Annotated in this window: 15 protein-coding genes; 3 read left to right on the top strand and 12 right to left on the bottom strand. The window is 39.9% G+C overall.

Going from position 1 to position 17,551, the window contains the following annotated elements; translation table 11 throughout:
• Positions 1–32: 32 nt before the first annotated feature.
• Positions 33–3,056 (top strand): serine hydrolase domain-containing protein, encoded by a 3,024-nt coding sequence (locus Q0590_RS11845; protein WP_302037753.1) that lies wholly within the window; start codon positions 33–35, stop codon positions 3,054–3,056.
• A 50-nt stretch (positions 3,057–3,106) separates the two neighbouring features.
• Here the strand turns inward: Q0590_RS11845 and Q0590_RS11840 are convergent, their stop codons facing one another.
• The 7 genes from Q0590_RS11840 to Q0590_RS11810 all read right to left on the bottom strand — a co-directional run bounded on the left by Q0590_RS11840 (position 3,107) and on the right by Q0590_RS11810 (position 10,696).
• Positions 3,107–4,330: an O-antigen ligase family protein gene (locus tag Q0590_RS11840; protein ID WP_302037752.1), complete on the bottom strand. Its 1,224-nt coding sequence runs from the start codon at positions 4,328–4,330 to the stop codon at positions 3,107–3,109.
• A gap of 86 nt (positions 4,331–4,416) precedes the next feature.
• Entirely contained in the window at positions 4,417–5,541 is a 1,125-nt protein-coding gene (locus Q0590_RS11835) for a glycosyltransferase family 4 protein (protein ID WP_302037751.1), read from the bottom strand.
• Positions 5,538–6,578, bottom strand: coding sequence for a glycosyltransferase family protein (locus Q0590_RS11830; protein WP_302037750.1), 1,041 nt, complete (start codon positions 6,576–6,578; stop codon positions 5,538–5,540). The genes Q0590_RS11835 and Q0590_RS11830 overlap by 4 nt, the downstream gene beginning before the upstream one ends.
• 20 nt (positions 6,579–6,598) lie before the next feature.
• On the bottom strand, positions 6,599–7,720 hold the full coding sequence (gene wecB / locus Q0590_RS11825; protein ID WP_302037749.1) for a non-hydrolyzing UDP-N-acetylglucosamine 2-epimerase: 1,122 nt from the start codon (positions 7,718–7,720) through the stop codon (positions 6,599–6,601).
• A 69-nt stretch (positions 7,721–7,789) separates the two neighbouring features.
• Positions 7,790–8,863 carry a glycosyltransferase family 4 protein gene (locus tag Q0590_RS11820; RefSeq protein ID WP_302037748.1) on the bottom strand — a complete coding sequence of 358 codons (1,074 nt, stop codon included), beginning with the start codon at positions 8,861–8,863 and terminating at the stop codon, positions 7,790–7,792.
• Entirely contained in the window at positions 8,860–9,429 is a 570-nt protein-coding gene (locus Q0590_RS11815; protein ID WP_302037747.1) for an acyltransferase, read from the bottom strand. Before Q0590_RS11815 ends, Q0590_RS11820 begins: the two co-directional genes overlap by 4 nt.
• A complete protein-coding gene (locus Q0590_RS11810) occupies positions 9,410–10,696 on the bottom strand; it encodes a hypothetical protein (RefSeq protein WP_302037746.1) in 1,287 nt (428 codons plus the stop codon). The genes Q0590_RS11815 and Q0590_RS11810 overlap by 20 nt, the downstream gene beginning before the upstream one ends.
• 450 nt (positions 10,697–11,146) lie before the next feature.
• On the opposite strand from Q0590_RS11810, the gene Q0590_RS11805 reads away from it, so the two are divergent.
• Positions 11,147–12,055, top strand: a complete 909-nt coding sequence (locus Q0590_RS11805; protein ID WP_302037745.1) for a manganese catalase family protein — start codon at positions 11,147–11,149, stop codon at positions 12,053–12,055.
• 124 nt (positions 12,056–12,179) lie between these two features.
• Positions 12,180–12,881, top strand: a complete 702-nt coding sequence (locus Q0590_RS11800) for an SDR family oxidoreductase (RefSeq protein WP_302037744.1) — start codon at positions 12,180–12,182, stop codon at positions 12,879–12,881.
• A 104-nt stretch (positions 12,882–12,985) separates the two neighbouring features.
• Here the strand turns inward: Q0590_RS11800 and Q0590_RS11795 are convergent, their stop codons facing one another.
• The 5 genes from Q0590_RS11795 to Q0590_RS11775 all read right to left on the bottom strand — a co-directional run bounded on the left by Q0590_RS11795 (position 12,986) and on the right by Q0590_RS11775 (position 17,510).
• Positions 12,986–13,414: a DUF3471 domain-containing protein gene (locus tag Q0590_RS11795; RefSeq protein ID WP_302037743.1), complete on the bottom strand. Its 429-nt coding sequence runs from the start codon at positions 13,412–13,414 to the stop codon at positions 12,986–12,988.
• 126 nt (positions 13,415–13,540) lie between these two features.
• Positions 13,541–14,257 carry a bacillithiol biosynthesis deacetylase BshB1 gene (gene bshB1, locus Q0590_RS11790; RefSeq protein ID WP_302037742.1) on the bottom strand — a complete coding sequence of 239 codons (717 nt, stop codon included), beginning with the start codon at positions 14,255–14,257 and terminating at the stop codon, positions 13,541–13,543.
• 58 nt (positions 14,258–14,315) lie between these two features.
• On the bottom strand, positions 14,316–15,074 hold the full coding sequence (gene map, locus Q0590_RS11785; RefSeq protein WP_302037741.1) for a type I methionyl aminopeptidase: 759 nt from the start codon (positions 15,072–15,074) through the stop codon (positions 14,316–14,318).
• 35 nt (positions 15,075–15,109) lie between these two features.
• Positions 15,110–16,108: a M23 family metallopeptidase gene (locus tag Q0590_RS11780; protein ID WP_302037740.1), complete on the bottom strand. Its 999-nt coding sequence runs from the start codon at positions 16,106–16,108 to the stop codon at positions 15,110–15,112.
• 538 nt (positions 16,109–16,646) lie between these two features.
• Positions 16,647–17,510, bottom strand: a complete 864-nt coding sequence (locus Q0590_RS11775) for a sigma-70 family RNA polymerase sigma factor (protein WP_162441898.1) — start codon at positions 17,508–17,510, stop codon at positions 16,647–16,649.
• Positions 17,511–17,551: the final 41 nt, after the last annotated feature.

Genomic DNA, 17,551 nt, shown 5'->3' with positions numbered 1-17,551 from the left:
CTTTTTTTAAAGCATTTAACCTACTTACCAGAATGTCCACCTATTTACCTGTTTGGTTTGCTTCCCGGATATATAAGTTTTTCTTTCTACTTGTTTTCACCTGCTTAACCATGGCAGCCTTTGCTCAGCAACAGCGAGCTAATCCCCATGCAGAACCTCCCTTTTTGCCTAGCGGCCAGCAGTGGGTAGATTCAGTGATGAATAAACTCACCCCAGATGAGCGGATAGGCCAGTTGCTGATGGTGGCCGCCTATTCAAACCGAGGTCCAGGGCATGCAGATACCATTAGCAAGCTGATTCAGCAATACAAAATTGGTGGGTTGATCTTTTTTCAGGGAGGGCCAGTTCGGCAAGCCAATTTAACAAACAATTACCAGGCGATATCTAAGGTGCCATTAATGGTAGCTATGGACGCCGAATGGGGGCTGGGCATGCGGCTGGATAGCACTATCCGTTTTCCTTACCAGATGACTTTAGGCGCCATACAGGATAATCAGCTAATTTACCAGATGGGGTCAGAAGTGGCAAGGCAATTTAAGCGGATTGGGATGCATGTAAATTTTGCTCCGGTAGTAGATGTGAACAACAATCCGAATAACCCGGTCATTAGCTTCCGTTCCTTCGGGGAGGATAAATATAAAGTAGCTGAAAAAGGTTATGCTTATATGAAAGGCATGCAGGATAACGGAATTATAGCTACAGCCAAACATTTTCCGGGACACGGCGATACCGATGCCGATTCGCATTACTCCCTTCCAGTCATCAAACATGACAGACAGCGGCTGGATTCTCTGGAATTGTACCCTTTCCAAACACTTATTAATGAAGGAATAGGTGGGGTAATGGTGGCGCATCTAAGTATCCCTCAGCTGGATACTGCTAAAAATCTTCCTTCTACATTGTCCAAACCCATTATTACGGACCTGCTGAAGAATGAATTAGGTTTTAAAGGCTTGATCTTTACGGATGCCATGAATATGAAAGGGGTTACCAGTTATTACTCCCCGGGAGTAGCCGATGTAAAGGCTGTACTGGCCGGTAATGATGTGTTGGAATTCACAGAGAGTGTACCCAAAGCAATAGAAGAAATTAAAAAGGCAATCAAAAATAAACAGATTACCCAGCAGGAAATAGATATCCGCTGCCGTAAAATTCTGTTTGCGAAATATTGGGCAGGTTTACATACCTATACACCCATTGAAATGGCTAATCTGGTAGAAGACCTGAACCGGCCGGAAGCCCAATTAATTAACCGCAAGCTAACAGAAGCTTCGCTTACCGTCTTGAAGAACGAAGGAAGTATTCTTCCGCTACTCCGGTTGGACACCTTAAAAATAGCTTCTGTTTCGATAGGTGTAGAGGCCGTTACCCCTTACCAGCAAATGCTGGCAAAATACACCAACGTAGATCATTTTACTTTGCCCCTCAACAGCCAGGAGAACGCTTTGCCGGCTTTACAAGAAAAGTTAAAGGCCTACAATCTGGTAATTGTTGGCGTACACGTGCCCTCTATTCGTCCGCCCCGCAACTTTGGTATTACTCCTTCTATGATCAATGCCGTAAAGCAATTAGCCCTTTCTAAAAAAGCGGTGATTAGCCTGTTTGGCAATGTGTATACCCTCTCCAAATTAACCAATATACAAAAATATCCCGGACTGGTGATGGCTTATCAGGAAAGTATCCATGCCCAGGAGCTGGCTGCCCAGTTGATTTTTGGAGCCATTACTGCTACTGGTAAACTTCCGGTATCTGTTAAACCCGACTTTCCTTTGTTTATGGGTATGCAGTCTGATGATTTGAGGCGGCTAAAGTATACCATGCCAGAGGAAGTTGGTATAGATGGCGCCCTGCTAACCCGTAAGATAGACTCACTGGCTATGCAGGCGCTAAATGAAAAGGCCGTTCCAGGGTGTCAGGTACTGATCGCAAAAGAAGGAAAGGTGATTTTCCATAAAACGTATGGCTATCATACGTACGACAATACTACGCCTGTAAGCCCTACTGATGTATACGACCTGGCTTCTATAACTAAAATCAGTGCTTCATTGCCTGCCCTCATGAAATTGCAGGATGAAGGGAAATTTAATGTAGATGCTACGCTTGGAACCTATTTGCCGGCATACAAAAATTCCAACAAAGCAGATCTTTCTTTCCGGCAAATACTCACACACCAGGCCCGCCTGAAAGCCTGGATTCCCTTCTGGCAGAGTACTATTAAGAAAAACGGGAAGTTTAAGTGGTTTACCTTCAAAGCAGATTCCAGCAGACGTTTTCCTTACAAAGTTGCTGATAACTTATACCTGAACCGCAATTATCATAAAAAGCTATACAAAGCCATTAAGAATTCCCCATTGAACGAAAAACCAGGCTATGTGTATTCCGATTTATCCTATTATCTGTATCCACAACTGGTAAAAAAGCAAACCGGACAGGATTTTGAAAGTTACCTGAAAACGACTTTTTATCAACCACTGGGAGCATATACCCTAACCTATAATCCATACAAACATTTTCCTCTTTCCAGGATTGTGCCCACCGAATATGATTCTTTATTCCGGAAAAATCAGATTCATGGCCGTGTACATGACGAAGGAGCAGCCATGTTAAACGGCTTATCTGGCCATGCCGGATTGTTTGGTACAGCCAACGATCTAGCTAAACTCATGCAGATGTATTTGCAGAAGGGGATGTATGGAGGAAGGCAATTTATCAATGCAGCTACCCTTAGTGAGTTTACTCAATGCCAGTTTTGTGAGAGTGGCAACCGGCGGGCCATCGGGTTTGATAAGCCGGATATTATTCCATCACGGAGTGGGAGTGCAGCCTATAGTGCCAGTAAAGAAAGTTTCGGCCATTCAGGATTTACCGGTACCTTCACCTGGGTTGACCCTGCCAATGACCTGCTTTATGTATTTCTGTCTAACCGCGTATATCCTACCAGAAATAATCCAAAGTTAGGCCAGCTCAATACACGTACAGGCATACAACAAGCTGTTTATGAAGTAATTCAACAAAGCCAGGTAAATAGTAGCTTACTGGACGTAGACAGAAAATAGATTGAAAGGGAGGTTAATAAAAAGATTTAACTCCCGCTAAAGGAAGCTGGCTATAAGAACTGGTGTTTTCTAACTGGGGGCATTGGTGTGATAACCTCTTCAATTTTTATTTGCCGCTCATTGTAATGAATATAATAGAACATGATGGCAAACCAGGGAAAGAATAAAAATTGTCCTGGATTAAAATTGTTCTCAAAAAAAGGAATTAGCAGGATAGGTGGAAGAAAGGTATAACGCGACGAGTGATAAACAGCAAAATTCCATAAACTTTTCCCTACAAAAAATAATAAAAAAAACGTAAAAACGAACAAACCGCTACCAAAAAACAATTCTAAATAAGAATTATGAAGGTTGATTCTAAGCACTTTTGGATCAACATTGGAATTCAATTCAAACATGGCTTCTCTAAATGTATAAAAACCAAAACCGGTGAGAATGTTTTCGGGGTGATTTGCCATTGTATTAAATCCTAATTCATAAATTGCACTTCTGGCATCTCCTTTTTCCAATTGCGTTTCTGTTTTTGCTAATCTTTTATTTAAAGCTGAATCATTGTCTGTGTAGAGATGAAACACAAAGTACGTTGCAGCAATGGTGCTAAATATTTTTATATAAAAACTAGTATTACTGTTTTTAAGCACAAAAATCAGAAAGCAGAGGGCAAAAGTTAAATATCCACTTCGAGAGCCACTAATGGCTAATATATAGGTTGCAATCAGGCATAAAAAAATGAGGAGAATTTTCTTGTTTTTAGAGACAATAACTCTATTTCTCAGTAAATCTAAGCTGGAGGCCAAGAATATGGCACAACCCCACCCATAGTGATTAGAGACGAAGCCACCTACTACTTCTCCATAAATATCGTCTTGTGCAAAGCCGCCACCAAACAAAATAAATGAAGCTACTGGGATCAAATAGGTTATATTGAGACACCTTAAAATAAAGGTAATAACATATTCCTTATCGTAAGCTCGGAAGAGATAGATAACAAAATAATTTATATAAATAAAATATGGAACAAGATTGATAAATTTCTCAAAACTTATAAAAATGTTTGCGCTAAAAGGCAGAACATAAATATTCAGTGTAATAAATACCCATAGAATCCAGGATGAACTTCCTTTGAAGATATACTGATAATGCTTTTTAGAATTAAAAAGGTAGAATAATGAAAAACCTAAAACTAGAATTCGGAGTATTTTCATTGGCCCAACTGAAGCAAACCCTGTTGGATGCGCAAGGCCATAACCTACCACAACTAATACTACATTCATAAAGAAAAGTATACGATGATAGTCGCGCTTAGTGGGTGTAGTTTGCGCGGCAACGGATGAAGCCGGTTGAGTTTGTTCTGCGATGCTTACTTGCATTCTTCTAAAATACGAAGAAATTCTTTAAACATGTATGGAGCCGAGAACCTTTCAATGTACCTGCGGCCATTTATCGATTTTTGTAATCGTTGTTCAGTGTTCTGTATACAGGCTTGTAAAGCAGAGGCCAGATCTAGTGGATTACCGGGGACTGCCATCCATCCATTGTTGCCATTATCTAATACTTCTGGTATACCTCCTGCCTTTGTACTTACAACTGGAATTCCATAAGCCAATGCTTCGATATTGGCAACTCCCAAAGCTTCTTGTAAAGAAGGAACACAAAAGATATCTTGTGTTGTCAGGAGCGTAAATACAGTTGCTTGTGGTTGTTCACCTAAGAAGTGAACAGTGGTATTTGTGGTGTCTTTAAAGATAGAAGAGATATGGTTGCCAAACCCTTGGCTTGGACCTATAATCGTTAATTCAAAAGTTAAGGGTTGCAGGCTTTGCAGCGCAGCAGCCAATACTGTAAGGCCGCCTCTAATGTAATCTGCTTTTATAAATAAAACTCGTATAGGTTGTTTAAATTCTCTATGAGGTTGGAAAGTGGTATTATCTAGATCTATAGATTTATAAAGCCGGGTCACTCTGGTAGATGGTAGTGAATAGGCTTTAAGTATTTGCTGAGTTAGATAATCTGAATTTGAAATAATGCCTTTGTGATGCTTTGCAGAAAGTTTCTCTAAATATTTAAATATTATCTTCTTTGCCCACCTTTGGTTAGTAAAATTTTTGAAATTAGTACGTAAGTTATTATCATCGTTAATCATTCCTATGGTAGGTTTGTCTGATACCAAGGAAGCCCATAATCCATTAAATGAATTAATATACACTAATACATCGTAGTCATATTCTTTTTGTATCTGCTTAGCTTTGTTATAGTAGATAAACATACGGAGAAACTGACCAAATAGTCGTAGAAACCCAGGATAGTTCAGCGTTACTTTATATACATATTTTAGGGAAGTTAGTCTGCTTTCGGAAACATCCTCTGTTAAAATCCGGATCTGGTGTTGAGGATAGCGGTCATTGATTTGCAATACCAGATTGGCAAATTTTGCCGGTCCATTGGTAATATTTTCAAAAGCATTGGTACATAATAATATCTTCATTGTCTATGTGCCTCTACTAATTTGTGTTCAATTGCTTCCCAGGTATAGGTATGCTGTAGATCTGGGCTAAAGACAAATGTACCCTTGAGCCTACATAGGTCTTGTAGCAGCTGTTGATAATTAAGGTTGTAAAAAGAATCTGTAACATAGCCAATCCCTTGCTTTTTTACAAAACCGGCAATTTTAACTTCTGCATTAATAATCACCGGCGTACGGGCCTGAATGGCATCATATATTTTATTAGGACTTGCATTAATATTATTCTCATTTTTAGGTTCGTACAAAGAAAGTATATAATCGCAGGTACTGGCCACTTGCATGGATTCCTGTTGGGTAATTACTCCCAGATATGTTACTTGCGGGTGCAAGGACAATTCTTTTGTAGGTTCATCATAAATCCATCCTGCCATTTTTATGGAAATATCCGGAGAAAGGCGTAGTAACTGTTGTAGTATTTCCGTTCCTCTGGCCTTACTCATAGAGCCGTTGTAAAAAATAACCAGTTTACCAGGATCCGGTATTTTAGCAGCTACACCTGCATATTTATAAGGATAGTTTTCCAGCACTTTTATTTTATTCCCAAACTGAATAGGCATTAAGGTTTTGCGATTATCATCCGTAACCAGAATAACAACGGGTAAATGGTAGGTGATTTTTTTGAGCAGCTCCATTTGTTTGCCTGACCGGAGGAAAATAGAATCGAAAATATCTAACACTACTTTTTTTCTACTCACGTATAGAAACGGATAAAAAATCAGTAATAGTTGTTCATTGATTACATGAATTGCTTGAAAGGGCCTGGTAAAGTATAATTTTAAAAAAAGCAGATAAAACTTAAGTAAGGCTAGTAAACTTTTGTGATGCCCTTTTACTGTTTGAAAACTTTTACAATAACGTTGTACAAATGCTTTTTCTTCACTTTTTCCTATTCCAATGTAGTATATAGAAAAGTGGGCAGCTAATGTCTGAATTTCTTTGTTTATTCTTGTATCTGAGCCGTCATTAATAGAAATATATAAAAGTGCAGGTTTGCTCATCAAGGAAAAGATAAAATTAATTAGTAGGAGAGATTTTTTAGAAATGTAACAATCCGGTCACTGGCCAGGCCGTCTCCATACGGATTTCTTGCTGTTGACATCTGCCTATATAAACTTTCATTGTTTAGCAACTCGGAAATACCCTGAACAATATTATGTTCATTTGCTCCTACTAGCTTCACCGTACCGGCCTCTACTGCTTCCGGACGTTCGGTTGTGTCCCGCATTACCAGTACGGGTTTCCCCAGGCCTGGAGCCTCTTCTTGCACTCCCCCCGAATCAGTTAATACCAGGTAGCTGTTTTTCATCAGGAAAACAAAATCGGTATACGATAAGGGTTCCAGCAAATGAATAGCTGCAATATTTCCTATGATGCTATGCACAGGCTCCAGCACATTAGGATTCAAATGTACAGGATAAACAATATGCAGCCGGGGATATTTCTCAGAGATTGTTCGTAGGGCTCTGCAGATCTCAATAAACCCTTGTCCAAAATTTTCGCGTCTATGTCCGGTAACCAGAAGAATTTTCTCTTTATTCTCAATTAATTTTGCTACTGGGCTATCTTTTAGTGAGCCGGAAAGGGAATGAATGGTAGTGGAAATTTGCTGTAGCGCATCAATAACTGTATTGCCAGTCTGGATAATACTTTCGGGTGAAATCCCCTCCCTTAACAAATTTTCAATATTCTTTGTTGTAGGAGCAAAATGATAATTTGCCAGCCTGCTTACCAAAGTCCGGTTGGCTTCTTCCGGGTAAGGTGATTGCAAATTACCTGTACGTAAACCTGCTTCCACATGACCTATTTTTATCTGGGCATAGAAACCTGCAAGCGCAGCAGCAAAGCAGGTTGTAGTATCGCCGTGTACCAACACTACCTCTGGCCTGAACTGTTTAAATACATTCCGGATAGCAAGCAGGATATTACTTGTAATGTCTGACAGATCTTGTTTGGGCTGCATAATGTTCAAGTCAAAATCGGGTTGCAGGCCAAATAACTCCAATACCTGATCAAGCATTTGGCGGTGTTGGCCGGTTACACACAATTTGTGTTCAAAATAAGGGTCATTGCTCAGTTTCTTCACTAGAACAGCCATTTTAATGGCTTCAGGGCGGGTACCAAATACTGTCAGAACTTTCATAATCTTTTGCAGGTGTAAAGTTCTTAAAATAATGGAAAGTTTCTACCAAGCTTTACACAAATCATCGTTCTACTTCAGTATATATTTATTTTGCTTCTTCAACTGACCATTAAGATCAAAAAATGACAAAAATTCTTTATAGTTAGAGTTATCGGCAATTAAAAAATTTCTTCGCCCAACAAATTGTTCATCTATGGTTTTTACAGTTATCATTTTCTCTTTCAGATCATCAATTGTTGTAAAAAGAAGACCAAACTGATGTGGAAGCAGTGCCGCCAGAAATTCTGTTCGAAGGGTAATAATTGGCTTAGCAAAAGACATAGCTAGGTCTATGGAGCTAGAATGTTCAATATTTTTGAATGGAAGCACTACCACATTGGCAGCATTAAAATAATACTGAATGTGCTGTATAGGTATGAATTCATTCACAAAGCGTATGTGTGCAGACAAGTCTTTTGCCATTGTTTGTAATTGCGATACATATTCTGGGTTATCTGTAGGACCTGCAATAATAAGCATGTCATCCTTTGAATACATCTGCTTAAAGGCTGAAAGTAAATCATCTATGCCTTTATAAGGTTTTATCATCCCTTGAAACAAGTATACATACTGCTGAGCGGGGATATTCAAAAATTTCCGGCTTTCTTCACGGGTAACTGTATTGGGATAATATAAGTGGAAAGGAACATCTTCTATGATATGAATTTTATCAGGATTTACTTTAAAGATGTTCACTACCTTATCTTTTGTAGTCTGTGAGTAGACACGTATACGGTAGCACTTTTTTAAGAAGTACGTATAAATTTGCCGTTCTATCCATAGCCATCTTTTTGCATGGTTATGCATATTGTGCAGGGTATGAAGAATGGGTTTTTTCTTAATCCTGCTTATATACTGAAGTTCTAGAAAAAAACATACACATTTTACCAGAGTCAATACTAGAGTTTTACCCAGAATGAAACTCTGTATCCAGTCAAAATAAACGATATCAGGTTGATATTTATCAAAGGCACTCAAGGTAGCAAAAAACCTTCTCCTGGGAGCCTTTATTACCTGATAGCCATTTTTTTTCAGCAAGTCAATCATCTGGTATTGAAAAGGATTTTGAGGTCCGGCGTCCGGAAGAACGAGTATTTTCGTCACTGAAACCAAGGTCTGTTTTTTAAAGTATACATCAAATTACTTTTTCGCTCTCCTATGATTTTGGCAGGCACTCCGGCAACAATCGCCATAGGAGGTACATTTTTGGTTACTACTGCATTCGTGGCTACTACTGCGCCACGCCCAATAGTTACGCCTGGCAGAATGGTACATCTGGAAGCAATCCACACATACTCTTCAATAATTACATAGGCTCCTTTATCGCTATGAAAGTCATCATGGACATCGTGCTCTAGTGTCCAGATGTTGGTCTCCTGGCCAATGTCTACATTGTTGCCGATGACTAGTTTCCCCCCCCGTCCGTCTAAAAGCACATTACGGTTTATGATTACATGGTCACCTATATGAATATTGGCGGGTTTGCGGAGTTCTACCCCCATTAAAATACTATTGTTTTTACCTAAGTGGGCTACTAAATTTTTTATAAAAATCCTACGTATGTGGTAAGAAGGAATATAGGTAATGAACCTGTTAAATACATAAAAAAATAAACTATATAGAAATAAATTAATGGTAGCCATCGTGCTGTTAGGTATGAAGTATGGCATCAGCAAATTGCTTAAAATCTTTTAACGCTGTCGTGGCCCGTACAGCATAATTATATTTCAGGTAACGGGCTTTGTTGATCACTAGATTTTGTATCAAACTGGTAAGTTCTTCTTGAGAATGCACCACATTGGGGTAGTCTGATAGTAATAAATATTTTTCATTCTGGTATTGGTGCACAAAGTTGTAAATGCTCAGGAGGCTTTTCTTTTCTTGAAACCATTGAAAGTCAATTATAACGGAAGGCGTATCTAAAAAGCAAGCTTCAAAGCCAAGCGTAGTACCTAAATGAATAAATGCTTCTGCAAAATGTATTTTCGAAAATTTATCCATAATAAAAGCTTCACCAACCGACAGATCTTTAGCCCTGAACTCATCATCTAATATAATATTGGGCATAGCTTTTAACGGCTCATAGATTTGCCAGTCTTTCATTACCGGATAAGGCCTAACAACCAGACGTATATCGGGTACTACCTGCTGCATAACTTCACTAATGAGCTTAATTACTTTGATTTCTTCTTTTACAATTTCTGGAGCGCCTATGGCACAGCCGAAATATATGTAACGAAAAGGAAATACGTTATTTGCCTGATGCAGGTATGTAGTCAAAAATTGTTGAACATATGCAAACTGAGAGGCACCAGAAACAGTAATCTGCTTGGGAGATACATTTTGCAATTCGATTAAATCTTGTTTGATCCCTTCATTCCACACCATATATTTCACCTGGCGGGAGTATTTCATTTGTTTACATGGATGGTCCCAACTGTATACGTATATCTTTACATTTCTTTTTTCCCGGATTAATCTCGCCAGAAAATAGCTGTCACTGATATCGGTAAAGCAGATAAACTGGTCTATGTCATCTATATAAGTAGCTTTTTTATATTGCAGCTTATTTAAATAATAATCATAGCTTATTGTTTTAGGAAGTTTCATGGCTAAATCCAGCAGAGACTTAGCCTTTTTTTGTTCGGTAGGTGGATTCAGGGAAATTTTAAATACTTCCATTAAGTAATAGTTCTGGATGCTCTTGGGAAGTTTGCCAAAGAAACGGAACATATTCTGAAGTACGATGTTGCGTGGAGTAGGGATAAATTCATCTACGATCCGCACTTCTATCTGATTGCTGCTATGTTTCTGAATGTTAGCTACATCCTCTTTTCTGGCAAAAAGAATTACTTGATGTTGTTTATTAACTTGTTCTACTACCTTTCTAACATCATTTCTGAAATCAAAAAAGTGTACCACAAAACCTATTTTCATGAAAAGTTTTCTAAGTAAACCATGTTATAGATATACCTGCCTACACGTTTGTTAGGAGCATAGTATAACATGAATCAAATTGTATCGTAATTATCAGGTTTCTGTATAGGGATTTTCCGTAAAATGCCATTATTCAATGAACACTTGTAACAGGCATTTATATGTGTTTGAACATGCAACCTTGCAAAATGCACCCAAAGTTAGATCAAAAATACTTAAAATTACTAACAATGGATTTTGAGAAATTCTATCGTAAACCTATGGATCGTTTTCTTGCCTTGCAATAATATTTAATAGATAAAGTATTTAGTCATTATCTTATAAGTAACATTCGTATGTTTAAATAATTTTGTTAGATTATTTAAATGACTAATTCGATTTGATTTAAACAAAATAAAAATATAAGCGTATGGTTTATATATATCATTAACCACCAAAAAATAATAGCTTATGTTTTATCATGATAAGAAACTGCAGTACAAAGTACGTGTAGACAAACCCAATCCACAATTTGCCCGCATGCTTCAGCAAGCCATTGGCGGTATTGAGGGAGAGATTAGAGTATGCCTGCAATATCTGTTTCAAGCCTGGGGTTCCCGAGGTCCTGAAAAATACCGCGATATGTTACTGGATACAGGTACCGAAGAGATAGCCCATATTGAAATGCTGGCTACTGCAGTGGCTTTGAATCTAGAAGGCGCTACCAACGATTTAAAAGACAAGTTGGTAGGAGAAAACCCTCTTCTGGGTGCAGTAATGGGTGGTATGGACCCCCGGCATTTTCTATCATCTGGATTAGCCGCCATGGCAGTAGATAGCAATGGGGTTCCTTTTAATGGATCGTGGGTAGTAGGTAGCGGAAATATTGCAGCAGACATGTATGCCAACGTGATGGCTGAATCTACTGGCCGTGTATTGGCTACTCGTTTGTACGAATCTACGGATGATGCTGGTATGAAAGACATGCTCTCATTTCTAATTGCCCGCGATACTATGCACCAAAATCAGTGGCTGGCGGTATTAGAAGAATTGGGAGGACTGAAGAATGTTCATCCGATACCTAATAGTTTCCCGCAAAGCAAAGAGAATAGTGAATTTGCTTACTCTTTTATCTCCACTAATATTGATCCCACTGATAAAGGCTTATCTGATACCGGCAGATGGGCAATGGGTACTTCTATAGATGGAAAAAGTAACTTTAGTTTTGTAAAAGCTGCACCACACGGACAGGAGCCTAAACTAGGTGCACCAGATCCTAAAGGTCATGCGCAAACAGAACAGATGACAGGCGGAATAGTAGGGGAGGCGGCTGCCGGAATTAAAACGGTAGTAGATAAAGTTAGAGATAAACTAAGTTAAAAGGGCTTTCTTCCGCAACTTATAGTCCACAGCTATCCAGTAAATAGCTGTGGACTGTTGTTTATAAGCACTATAGAAAAAAAATTTCCGTTACAGTTACACATTTCAAACAAACCCCAATAGTATGCAATTAAAAAACGCCAAAATTTTACTTACCGGCGGAAGCCTGGGAATAGGAAAAGAAACAGCCAGGGTACTCATACAAGCCGGTGCCAAAGTACTGATTACCGGACGCAACGAACAACGCCTACAACAGGCATCTCAGGAGATAGGAGCTATCCCGGTAACTGCAGACATAGGTAAGCCTGAAGGCATTGAAAAAATGATGCAGGCTGTGCATGAGCAACTAGGAGGCCTGGATGTATTAATTAATAATGCTGGTATAGGAGAGTTTGCTTCCCTGGAGGAACTACGCCTGGAACAATTTCATAAAGTATATGCTGTTAATGTGTTCGGGTTGGCGATGCTGACCCAGCAAGCCGTGAAACTTTTTAAACAACAATCATCCGGTAATATCATCAACATAGCTTCTTCAGCAGGTGTACGGGGTTTTAAGAATGGTTCTATCTATGCCTCATCCAAGTTTGCCCTGCGCGGCATGACCGAGTGCTGGCGGGACGAATTACGTCCATTTAATATCCGGGTTATGCTGGTCAATCCTAGTGAAGTAACTACGGCTTTTGGTAATCCGGAGAGGAAGGAACGGGCAGAGGAGACAAAGAAATTGCGGGCAACAGAAATTGCCCACGTGATAAAGGCTGCGCTGGAAATGGATAACCGGGGATTTATTCCGGAAGTGAGTGTTTGGGCTACGAATCCATTTTAACCATTATTATATTTCACACAAAAGGCCTGCTGAACTCAGCAGGCCTTTTGTGTGAAATATAATAATTGATTTACAGCAGCTGTTAGTTAGCTAGCTAAACACACTTATTTCACTTTTTCACCTTTAAATTCGTATCCCTGATAAGAGATTACAAGGCCTGTTATTTGCTGCTGGCCATCGCGGGTGAAGGTAACTGTAGCATCTAGCCCTTGTACCCGGAATTTATCTCCCGATTCATTGATCAGTTCAGTTTTGGGCTGTTCGTTTGATTTCCCATATAGTTTATTGTTTTCAACTGTAACTTCTGCCCAGCTTATCTCATCAGATTCAATATCATACCGTCCGATATACTTCTGTAAGTCTGTGGCATCTATAGTGCCTTCACTTGAAGCAGTTGTGCTGGTACTGGTTGTATTGGTTGAATTCGTATTGGCAGCGGTGGCTACTTGTTTTTTTGTACAATGCACATGTAGCGTAGCAAGAGCCAGAAATAGAATTAAATGAGTGGTGCTTTTTTTGAGTTTCGTAAACATAAGTAATAGGATTGGTTTGATTTTTTATTGAATAGGTAAAAAGGAGAATATAGATAGAAGCAACTAACAGATCTTAATTTCAAGTATACTTTCCAATAACTTGTATGAACAGTGTTAACTGTGTTTTTATACTAGATGGAATAAGTTTTTGACAGCCAGTTGACGGGTTTTAGTAAAACCTTCTCCATATTTTACGCCAATAGAATGCCCCCATTCTTGTGCTCTGGAAGATAAAAAATCGAAGAAATCGGAAGTAGAGATATAGGTTACTGGTCCTTCTTCATCTGGATTGTAAAACTGCGTTTTATAGGCTTTAATCGCTTCTGCTTTCTTTTCCCAGAAAGGCGTGATATCTACTACAAAATCAGGGCGAATGTAACGGTCTTGTATGAAATGGTAAACTGCTTTGGGCCGCCAGGCTTCCTGTAGCTGATTTTCGCGGTAGGTAATAATTTTGGAGAGGCCAGATAGAAAGCAGGCATCTATGCCTAATTGAGCGCCTTTGCCATGGTCTGGGTGGCGGTCTTCAATGGCATTGAGCAGTACTACTTCTGGCTGGTAAGCACGGATGGCTTCTATCAGCGCTACCTGGTGAAAGCGGTCGTTCAAGAAGAAACCATCGGAAAAGTTCATGTTTTCCCGCACATCCAGGTTGAGAATTTTACTGGCGGCGGCTGCTTCTTCTTTACGGGTTTCAGGTGTACCTCTGGTACCCAGTTCGCCACGTGTCAGGTCTATAACGCCTACTTTATGTCCCATTGATTTATGCAACAGCAAGGTGCCTGCACAAGAAAGCTCTACATCGTCGGGATGGGCGGCTATAGCTAATATATCTAATTTCATAAAGTATTACGGTGGTTGCAAAACTAATTAATTTATAATTTTTACAGAAAGCGATGGATTAAATGCCATTTGCAGCTGTCAGGATAATGGGCGTATGATCGGTAATAACAATCGTGTGTTCATGCTGAGCTACAAAACTGCCATCCTTGGTTACAAATGTCCATCCATCTCCTTTTTCGTGCGCATACACTGCTTTGGTCGAGATAAAAGTTTCTATAGCCACTACAGAATTTTTTTTGAACCGTTTTTTATTAAAAGGATCGTAGTAGCAGGGAATTTCATGGGGTTCTTCGTGTAGACTTCTGCCAATGCCATGGCCAACCAGGTTTTTAATGACTCTGTAGCCTGCTTTTCTGGCTTCTGTTTCAATTAACCGGCCAATGTCTGCAATTTTGACTCCGCCTTTAATCTGACTTATGGCTTTGTGTAGGATGTTGCGGGAAGCAGCTACTAAAGGTGCATGGGTATGTATATCTGTACCCAACACAAAAGAACTACCGTTATCTGCCCAGTATCCATTCAGTTCGGCAGACACATCGATATTGACCAGATCTCCTTCGTGTAGAATTTTGTTTGTTGCGGGTATGCCATGCGCTACTTCATTATTCAGGCTTATACACGTCCACCCAGGAAAGCCGTATGTTTCCCGGGGAGCCGATTTGGCACCATATTGTTTTAGCAGTTGGCCGCCATACTCATCCAGTTCTTTAGTGGTCATACCAGGGTGTGCATACTCCTGCATCAGCCTTAAAGTATTAGCCACCGCTTCACTGGCTAGTTTCAGCCCTATCAGGTCATTGTCAGATTCAATAGACATAGGTATTTCTTGAGGTGTTAAGGTGTTTTTAACTATTATTTTACCCGCAGTCTGCGTCCTGTCCGTAATATGGTTTTGGTCGTAATCCGGTTAATTTTACATAGGTAGGATACACTCACGCCATATCTGCGGGCGATTTTCCCCAGGTTGTCTCCGGAACGTACCGTGTGGTACATCGTTTTACGTACAACAGCTGTTTTGGCAGAACCATAGTAAGCAAAATGCTGAGGGGTTAATGTAAATACTGGTTGTACGAGTGTGTTGCTGGTAAAATCGTAAATGGTAGTCGGATTAATTGCATTTCCCTGGTAACGTATTTCCATGTGTAAATGTGGGCCGGAACTACGGCCTGTGCTTCCACCAAGCCCAAGTACATCGCCAGCTTTCACTAGTTGGCCGGTTTCTACATCTTGCCGGCTCAAGTGGCCGTATAATGTTTCCAGGCCATTATAATGACGCACCACCACATACTTACCCCAGCCTCTCTGGTCATAGCGCACAATACGGACCATGCCATCAAATGCTGCTCTTACCGTATCGCCGGTATCTAGTTCCAGATCTGTGCCATAATGCCAGCGGTATCCCCGGAATCCGAAATTAGAGGTTACGTGTGTAGTGGCTAGTGGAGCAGCCCACATCTGGCCTTTAGCTTCGTCGTATAGATGAATAACTACCGTATCGGAAAACTTTGTTGGGTCTATTTTGTAGGGGTTTACATACCGGGAGTCCCATATGGCATAGTATTCAGCAATTTTAACCCATACTGAGTCTACTTTTACTTCTTCTGTTACTTCTACTACACTTAGTTCACCTTCGTCAAGGGTGGTAGTATCTTCACTTACCATGGAAGGAGCTTTTACAGGGGCGAAGGCTGGTCCTTCATCCATTTCAGATTCTTCTTCCTCCTGAGGCGGTTCTGGCTCTGGTTCCTGAGGAGGAGCAGGCTGTTCGGTAGGTTGCTCGGCAGGAGCTTTAATTTTGAGAGGTTTTTTAAATTTTTTACCTTCTTGTGCGTGTGCCTGAAAGCAAAGCAAAAAGAATATAACTAAAAAACAGCAGTATATACGCATTGGTGCAAACAATAAAACAAAATCTACTCTAGAAATCCTTCGTCCGGGCAGCCGGGTTTGTATCTTTTCTATCTCAATAATTCTCTAAATAGCTACAGTAGATTTTTCTTTTGATAATGTAATAAATGTAAAAAGATTATATCGGTTTTAGTGGTTACATTTAATTAATTCGTTTGTATACTTGGTATTATTCAGCAAAATTTTGTAAAGCACTCTATCATTACTGCCAATACATGGGCTTTATCTATCAATCACCTGCCAAATATCCATTCCTTTGTTAACCGGCCAACTGGCTGTTCTATGGAGCAACTACACTGTCAGATGACTATATTGCTTGTTTGCTAAACAAACGTTGGCCCCCAGGTTTTTAGCTGCCGTTCACTGGTGTTTCTTCGGATCATGGCATAAAAATAGTTTTTTGCAATGGTCACCCAAGTTAACAGCATTCTTATAATAAAAAAAGCCTCCCTAAGAAGGCTTTATAAATGTATTTGTAGAGTTTTTATCCAAGATAAGGTTTTAATGCTTTACTTCTAGAGGTATGTCTTAATCTTCTGATGGCTTTTTCTTTAATCTGCCGCACCCGTTCCCGAGTCAGGTTGAATTTCTCACCGATTTCTTCCAGAGTCATGGCATGTTCGCCGTTAAGTCCAAAATAAAAGGTAATCACTTCAGCTTCCCTCATGGTAAGAGTGGCCAGCGCCCGTTGCACTTCCCTGCGGAGTGAGTCGTTAATTAACTCAGAATCAGGCGTATCTTCACTGTCGTTTTCTAATACATCCAGTAAGCTGTTTTCTTCCCCTTGTACAAACGGCGCATCCATGGATACGTGTCTGCCAGAGATTTTCAGCGTATCTACTACTTCAGAAGTAGTTACTTCCAATACTTCGGCTAATTCATCCGGTGAGGGTTCTCTTTCGTATTTTTGTTCCAGTTCAGAAAATGTTTTAGAAATTTTGTTCAGGGAGCCTACTCTGTTCAAGGGAAGGCGCACAATACGTGATTGCTCAGCCAATGCCTGCAGAATGGATTGGCGTATCCACCAAACAGCATATGAAATAAACTTAAAACCTCTGGTTTCATCAAAACGCTGGGCAGCTTTAATTAAGCCTAGATTCCCTTCATTAATCAAATCACCCAGTGATAAGCCCTGATTCTGGTACTGCTTGGCAACAGACACTACAAAGCGAAGATTAGCTTTGGTTAACTTCTCCAGAGCCAGTTGATCGCCTTCTCTAATCCGTTTTGCTAATTCCACCTCTTCGTCGGGTGTTAACAAGTCGACCTTACCAATTTCCTGCAAATACTTGTCTAACGACTGACTCTCGCGGTTGGTAATCTGCTTACTGATTTTAAGCTGTCTCATTCAGTTAATTATTTATATTGGAATTCATCTGCGTTGGAAAG

Origin of the sequence: Rhodocytophaga aerolata, assembly GCF_030503435.1 — a bacterium.
GTDB classification, from domain to species: domain Bacteria; phylum Bacteroidota; class Bacteroidia; order Cytophagales; family 172606-1; genus Rhodocytophaga; species Rhodocytophaga aerolata.
Note: the sequence above shows the minus strand (reverse complement) of the source record. Positions and strands in the feature narration are given on the sequence as shown.